Genomic DNA, 6,565 nt, shown 5'->3' on the forward strand with positions numbered 1-6,565 from the left:
TCTCTACCTCTCAAAATAACTTCATAACCTCTAAATAATGCTGCAACACATGCTAAGCTTAAGATTTGGATTCTTACCGGGTTCTATTAAGAAGTCTGCTAGATTAAACACTATGAAAACTAAAACTGATAAATCACCTAGGTGGAAATAAAATATGTGCTTAGATAAGCTATCCCCAGAGGAATGTAAAGAATTAGATCCCCCTGGATCTCAATCTTCTAACGTTAGAGAGATATTTTGGGACCCAGTTTCTAGGGTTGCTGGAGATCTAGCGTTTTACGTAAAAGTGGATTTAAATGCTAGAAAGGTTATAGAAGCTAGAAGTGTTGCAGCATTATTTAGAGGTTATGAAGTTATTTTGAGAGGTAGAGATCCAAGAGATGCTGCTATGATAAGCAGTAGAGCATGTGGGGTTTGTGGTGGGGTACATTCAGTCACTTCAGTGATGGCACAAGAAATGGCTTATGGTGTAACACCTCCACCGTTAGCTGTTGTAATGAGGAATCTTGCAGGAGCCGCAGAGATGATGTATGATCATCCGTTACATCTATTCTTATTAGCTGGCCCAGATTACTCTGCTGCCATAGTTTCAAAAACTAATCCCACGTTATATGAAACAGCTAAGAAAACTCCTGCTGAGCATAGAGATATTCACGGTTTCAGTACCATTGGAGATCTTATGGAAGCGTTAAACCCATTAAGCGGAAAATTATACTTGGAAGCTATCCAAATCACCAGGATAGCTAGGGAAATGTTTAGTTTAATGTTGGGTAGATATCCTCACCCATCAACCTTAGTACCTGGAGGTGTATCCACTACATTAAGGCCAGATCTATTTACTGACTACTTAGTGAGATTGACAAAAATTTATGATTGGGCAAAAACGGTTGCGTTAATATGGGAGGATTTGGTTAACTTCTTTTATAAAGAAGTTCCAGAGTATGAAAATGTAGGTAAAGCTTCTAAAATAAACATAATATGTGGTGGAATTTATGATGATCCAGAGCTTGCTGAATCCGGGGATCTCTACAAGTACGATAAAGCTAAGGAGTGGGGAGAGAGGAGAATGGTAACTCCAGGCGTCATAAAGGATGGACAGTTGGAGACTACTAGTTTAATTGACGCAAATGTAGGGCTAGAAGAATTCGTTACTCACTCTTATTATGAAGAGTGGGAGAAACAACCAAAAATCCTGGAAAAAGATCCATTAGGTAACCCTTTAAGTGTTGACCATCCATGGAATAAGATAACAATTCCTAAACCCGGACCATTGAATTGGCGTGAAAAGTACACATGGGATACGGCACCAAGGTGGAATAAACTAGTAGTAGAAACTGGTGGGGGACCATTAGCTAGACACTGGTTAACTGCTATCGCTAATAAAATCCCATCAAATCCTTTCATAAAGGCCGGAGGTGGAAGACTCAAAATAACAGTTCCTAAAGGAGCTACGTTACCGGAAATGGAATTAGAGTGGAAAGTACCTAAAGTAATTAACGCATTAGAGAGAAATAGGGCTAGAGCCTATCATATACCATATGTAATAGGAGTTGCCATGAATTTCTTGCTAAAGGCTTTCGAATACTTAAGAGCAGGAAAGACTAAAGTATGGAATAAGTTCGAAATACCAAGAGAAGGTATTGGAGTAGGCTTTTATGAAGCTGGAAGGGGATGGCTATCACATCACTTGATAATTAAAGACTACAAGATTTATAATTATCAGATAATAACTCCATCTACTATAAATGCCTCACCAAGGGATCCATTAGATCAACCTGGTCCATATGAAGAAGCAGCATTAAATACACCAATAGTTGAAAAGTTTACTACACCAGAACAATTTACTGGGATTGATATCTTAAGAAGTATTAGAAGCTTCGATCCTTGTATGCCTTGTACAGTACACATGTTCACTGGAGGCAGAGTGATAACAAGAGATGTAACTACATGTGCATGTAGCATATGATGGTGAAAATGCAAAGATGAAATCTTTTCTTATAGGAGGTATAGGTTATCATAGATTATCTGATTATGGAATAGGACCGTTAATTGTCGATATATTGAAAAATTTGAATTTGCCTAATAACATCCTTATTGAAGATTTAAGTTATAACGCAGTTGCAGTTTATCACAGATTGAATGAGATTAACGTAGATGAGATAATTCTTGTGGGAGCAATAAAGAAAATGGAAAAATTAGGCAAAATTCACATATATCATCTAGATGAGATAAACCTAATTGAGCAAGATAAAATACAAGAACTCATAGGAGAATCAGTAAGCGGATCAGTAGATATAAATGCAATAATATATTTTTTGAAATATTTTGCAAATGAAGATTTAAGGAGGAAAATAAAAGTAATCGAAGTTGAGGTAGACGAGATAAGAGAGAACAATATGTTAAGTGAGGAAATAGTATGGAGTATATTAGCCGTTTTAAAAATTATTATTAAAGAAATAGAATTAAATGAAAAATTATATGATATAGTTAAAATTGCCTCAAAAGTTATAAGGGAGGAATACGGTATGAATATTGAGGAGGTTTTTAAAATTGGGAGATGATTGGGAGACTTTAGGGGTATTAGACGAAATATTTCAAGTGTGCTACTTTTTGCAGATATACGCTGGTTTAAATAAATTTTGTATTAATGACGTAGTTAAGTTTAGTGGAATGGAAACTGAGATAATTAATGATTGCCTAGATAGGTTATGTAAATATGGGTATCTAATTAAGGAAGACAATGGTTACTATATCTTATCCTCTATTGGCTTAAATGAGGCAAAAAGTAGATATGAAGAGGAGTTTAAATTTTTCCACGGATCTGCACACGGATTATGCAACGATCCTAAATGTGCTTGCCACGAGAAAGGACCACTATATTGTAACCTTACCATTAATGAGAGTTTTAAGTTTAAGATAGATACTAAAAGACCATTAAGAATTAATAGTCTTCACGAGTTGTCATAAAATGCTTGATATATCAATGAGAGTTTTAGACATCAAGCCGCATCAGTTTTCAGTATCTCCAACAATTATTCTTACAGTTGAATTTAACAATAAAAATGTAGAAGAGGAGATATTGGGAATAATAGGAAAGATAGGAATCTTTATACAATACACTCAGCACTATGAGGGATACGTACAACTAGAGAGAGAATATCTAACCTCATCAACTTTTTCCACACCTAGATTTAAGGGAAATGTTAAAGTTGATATTACAGTTCCGATTACGGGTGAAATGGATGTGGCATTGCTCTTAAGGTTTAGGGAGAGAAAGGAAAAGAAATTGACCTTAGCATTTGCGATAGATGGCATGATTATTTATTATAAAGATAATAAGTTGACCTTCTCTCAATTACCACAAGAACCACCAATTGAGACAATTTATGATTTAGATTTCGATACATGGAATAATATAATAAGGACATTTTACGGAGCTGATATAATATGGATAAAAATTAGAAGAGACGTTCTGGAAAAGCTGGAGGAGCTTAAGAGAAAGAGGTTTTATCCAAGTTATAGTGAGGCTATAGAAGATCTTATAAAGATAGCTGAAAAGGAGAAAGAAAATGTGTGAAAAGAAAATATTAGTAACGGGTTTTGGAAGCCTTTTAAAAGGTGATGACGCTTTTGGTATTGAGCTTGCTAAAAGGCTAGAGAAATATGCTAATGAGTGTATAAACGTCATCGATGTCGGAAATAGCGGAATTTCATTGGTTCATGAGTTGATTTCTGATCACTTCGATGTTCTGATTATCCTTGACGCAATTAAGAGAAATGGAAAGCCAGGCAATTTATATGTTCTAAAAATCCCTTATGATAGTATACCTATAGAAGATATTAATGACTCTGTAGCCTATCTTCATGAAATAGATCCAGAGAGAGCGTTAATAATAAGCAAAAAGTTAAATGCTTTACCTAAAGAAATTTATGTAATAGGTTGTGAGCCGGAAGAGTATGAGGATTATAAAATTGGGCTAAGTAAAAGTGTCGAAAACGCCTTATTAAAGGCTGAAGAGAAGTTTAAACAACTCCTAGTTTCCATTAATGCTCACTTACTCATTTAAGAAAGTTTCTTACATAGGTATTATCTTAGAATACAAGGATAGAAATTGTTTCAATGAAATTATCCTCTTATCAACGAGAAAATTAATGTAATTAAGTTCAATAAAACAGTCCCTTAAAAATGAGGGACTAGTATTGCTAGAAATGAGTTTCTTATATTCCTCAATAACATCATATACGTTAGTATTTTCATCAACATCAATTTTAGGTAAACAATTTAACATAGGAGGGGTTAAGATAAATTTTTTACCTCCTATCCTTAACAGTTCTTCGTCTAGCGTAAAATACTTCATGTAATAATTAAATGCTTGTACATATCTTAGATACTTCTCAAGGACGTTATCTAAATACTTAAATAATATATTTTTTAGCTCGATATCATTTACATTTAATATTTTTAAATTTTCCTTAATATTTTCCTTACATTCCTTTTCATCCTCTATCTTATCATTGTTACAAATAGTCCTAATCCATATCTCTCTATCTCTTTTATCATTTATATTAAATCTATTATTCATAGTATATACTTGTAATACATGATATTTAAAAATTATCTAACCTAGTTTATAACTGAAGTTTCCATAATTCCTCATACGCTTCTTCATGACTCTTCTCTATCTACCTAATGATCCTTAGTTAAAATTTTGACCTTCCTCTTACGAGCATCAATAAGAACTCGTCCCAACTCATTTCCCATTTTCCAAAGATTTCTTTATTAGGAATTGTATCATAACTATCCTTCCAGCAATTATAAAGTTTTCACTTATTAACTCTAATCCGCTCAATCCCTCATCTGAAATGACTATTAAAAAATCTTTAAACTTAATTATGTTATAAAATTTTTTATTTTCTAACTTTTTTCATCTTGATCTAGGATAGTTGAGTTCCACAGTTACTACAAAATCTAGCATAAGGAGGATTTTGAAATCTGCAATTAGGGCATACTTTAAACTGTTATGTAGGAACATAGTACTGTTGTTATGGCATATAGTATGGCTGCTGAATATTCATGTTAACTAGACCACTTTTTATTAATCTCTCTATCTCTTTCATTGTCTCATGTTCTATTTCTAAGTTCCATAACCCTTCTCCACCCTCTATCAATAAACCTAGTGGTCCTAGAATCAGGTCTCCAATCAAAGCTTCGGTAACATCTTCTGCTTTAACCCAATTGGCCACACCAATATCTACATCCAAATAGTTTGGATATCCAATGATCTTAACTGTGAAAGCTCTGTCTGCAGCAAATAAATGTCTTAGTAATCCTTCTTTCTTAGCTTGAACTATATAGCTGTTACCATAGCCATAATATTGTGAAATATAACCTTTTAACCTAAACCACTCAGCTAAACTTTGAGCTAACTGTTGAACATTTACGTTAACTCCTTGAAAGGTCTTTCGCATACGTTTTATTATTAGATAAGATATTTAATATTTATTGTTGCCTAGGCTAAGTTCATACTTTCCATGATTACGTCACATTACTCAACAAAACGAATTTTTATCTTACTATAAATGGGAAGAAGCCTTTCATAAAGTGGTAATGTATATTACGATATTTCTTATCCTTTAATAAGACTAAATTAGTACTAAATCTACAGTATAATATGGGAGATAACTTTCTAAAACGAACCAATATTGTTGAAACTTTAAAAATTTAATGACAATTGTTGGAGGAGATTTAATCAGGATAAACTGTATAAATATTTGTTTTTATGAAAATAAGAATCTCATCTAATCCTTTCTGGAGAGTATGAAATGTCTTGAAAATTATATTCAATAGTTATCATATGATACATTAAACCTACTCTAATTTCTAAAGAACATAACATGAAATATTCACCTTCATTATACAATTGTTTAAAAATTTTCTGACTTTAAGGGGCAGTAATTTATCTTCTATAAACAATTGATGAAAACAGAATTTTTAAAAAATTTGTAAAAATACTATTTAGAAAAAAGTTTTAAATAAAAAATTCATAAGACCTTGATTTAACTTAGAATTTTTCTGTCACTAATCTTTCCAAAGGTTAACTGATATCACTAAAGCAGTATAATTTGTTGATATCCTAGGATTTTGGGAATAAAATGAGACTGAAGATAAAAAATTTTTGAATGACTAAGGAGTTACAATATTTAAAGGTTTAATTCTCTTTCTTAGACGAACCTAAAATATCTCTTTTAGGATCTTCAAAAATCACATTGATATCAATTTTCTTGTACTCTTTAAGTAGAGCTACGAATAGGAATAAGATTATTACACCTTGAGCACTCTCAAAGTAGTAATAGTATGACGTTATAGGCAGAGAAGGAAAAAATATATAGATAGGGAAAGATAACGATGTAGAAATTACTAAGATTAGGAGCATTATATTAAGTATTTTACCATATAATTTTATATTTTTCGAAATTTTCTCCACCTCTTCTATCTTTCTTGTTTTTTCGAGAACATAATTCAACTCATTCTCGATTGGTTTTAACTTCTTAATGGTAGTCTCAT

At 32.5% G+C, this 6,565-nt stretch carries 8 protein-coding genes; 5 read left to right on the plus strand and 3 right to left on the minus strand.

Features of this window, described 5'->3' with window-relative positions:
- The first annotated feature begins 154 nt into the window (after positions 1–154).
- From DMP16_RS07075 to DMP16_RS07095, 5 genes are read left to right on the plus strand one after another with little or no spacing between them, the layout of a single operon-like run.
- A complete protein-coding gene (locus tag DMP16_RS07075; RefSeq protein WP_069281360.1) occupies positions 155–1,966 on the plus strand; it encodes a nickel-dependent hydrogenase large subunit in 1,812 nt (603 codons plus the stop codon).
- A complete protein-coding gene (locus DMP16_RS07080) occupies positions 1,950–2,561 on the plus strand; it encodes a hypothetical protein (protein ID WP_083216327.1) in 612 nt (203 codons plus the stop codon). The genes DMP16_RS07075 and DMP16_RS07080 overlap by 17 nt, the downstream gene beginning before the upstream one ends.
- Positions 2,551–2,967 carry a hypothetical protein gene (locus DMP16_RS07085; RefSeq protein ID WP_143577025.1) on the plus strand — a complete coding sequence of 139 codons (417 nt, stop codon included), beginning with the start codon at positions 2,551–2,553 and terminating at the stop codon, positions 2,965–2,967. Before DMP16_RS07080 ends, DMP16_RS07085 begins: the two co-directional genes overlap by 11 nt.
- Position 2,968: 1 nt before the next feature.
- Complete coding sequence (locus tag DMP16_RS07090) at positions 2,969–3,577, plus strand: DUF6084 family protein (protein WP_069281362.1); 609 nt, start codon at positions 2,969–2,971, stop codon at positions 3,575–3,577.
- Entirely contained in the window at positions 3,570–4,067 is a 498-nt protein-coding gene (locus tag DMP16_RS07095; RefSeq protein WP_069281363.1) for a hydrogenase maturation protease, read from the plus strand. Before DMP16_RS07090 ends, DMP16_RS07095 begins: the two co-directional genes overlap by 8 nt.
- Before the next feature lie 9 nt (positions 4,068–4,076).
- On the opposite strand, the gene DMP16_RS07100 is transcribed toward DMP16_RS07095, so the two are convergent.
- The 3 genes from DMP16_RS07100 to DMP16_RS11010 all read right to left on the minus strand — a co-directional run.
- Positions 4,077–4,583, minus strand: a complete 507-nt coding sequence (locus tag DMP16_RS07100; protein WP_069281364.1) for a hypothetical protein — start codon at positions 4,581–4,583, stop codon at positions 4,077–4,079.
- Positions 4,584–5,043: 460 nt separating this feature from the next.
- Complete coding sequence (locus DMP16_RS07110) at positions 5,044–5,469, minus strand: zinc ribbon domain-containing protein (RefSeq protein WP_143577026.1); 426 nt, start codon at positions 5,467–5,469, stop codon at positions 5,044–5,046.
- A 740-nt stretch (positions 5,470–6,209) separates the two neighbouring features.
- Positions 6,210–6,565, minus strand: a 356-nt coding sequence (locus tag DMP16_RS11010; protein ID WP_185957835.1) for a hypothetical protein, incomplete at its 5' end; no start/stop codon positions are given.

The sequence above is a fragment of the Sulfolobus sp. B1 genome, from assembly GCF_007050195.1.
Taxonomy (GTDB): domain Archaea; phylum Thermoproteota; class Thermoprotei_A; order Sulfolobales; family Sulfolobaceae; genus Saccharolobus.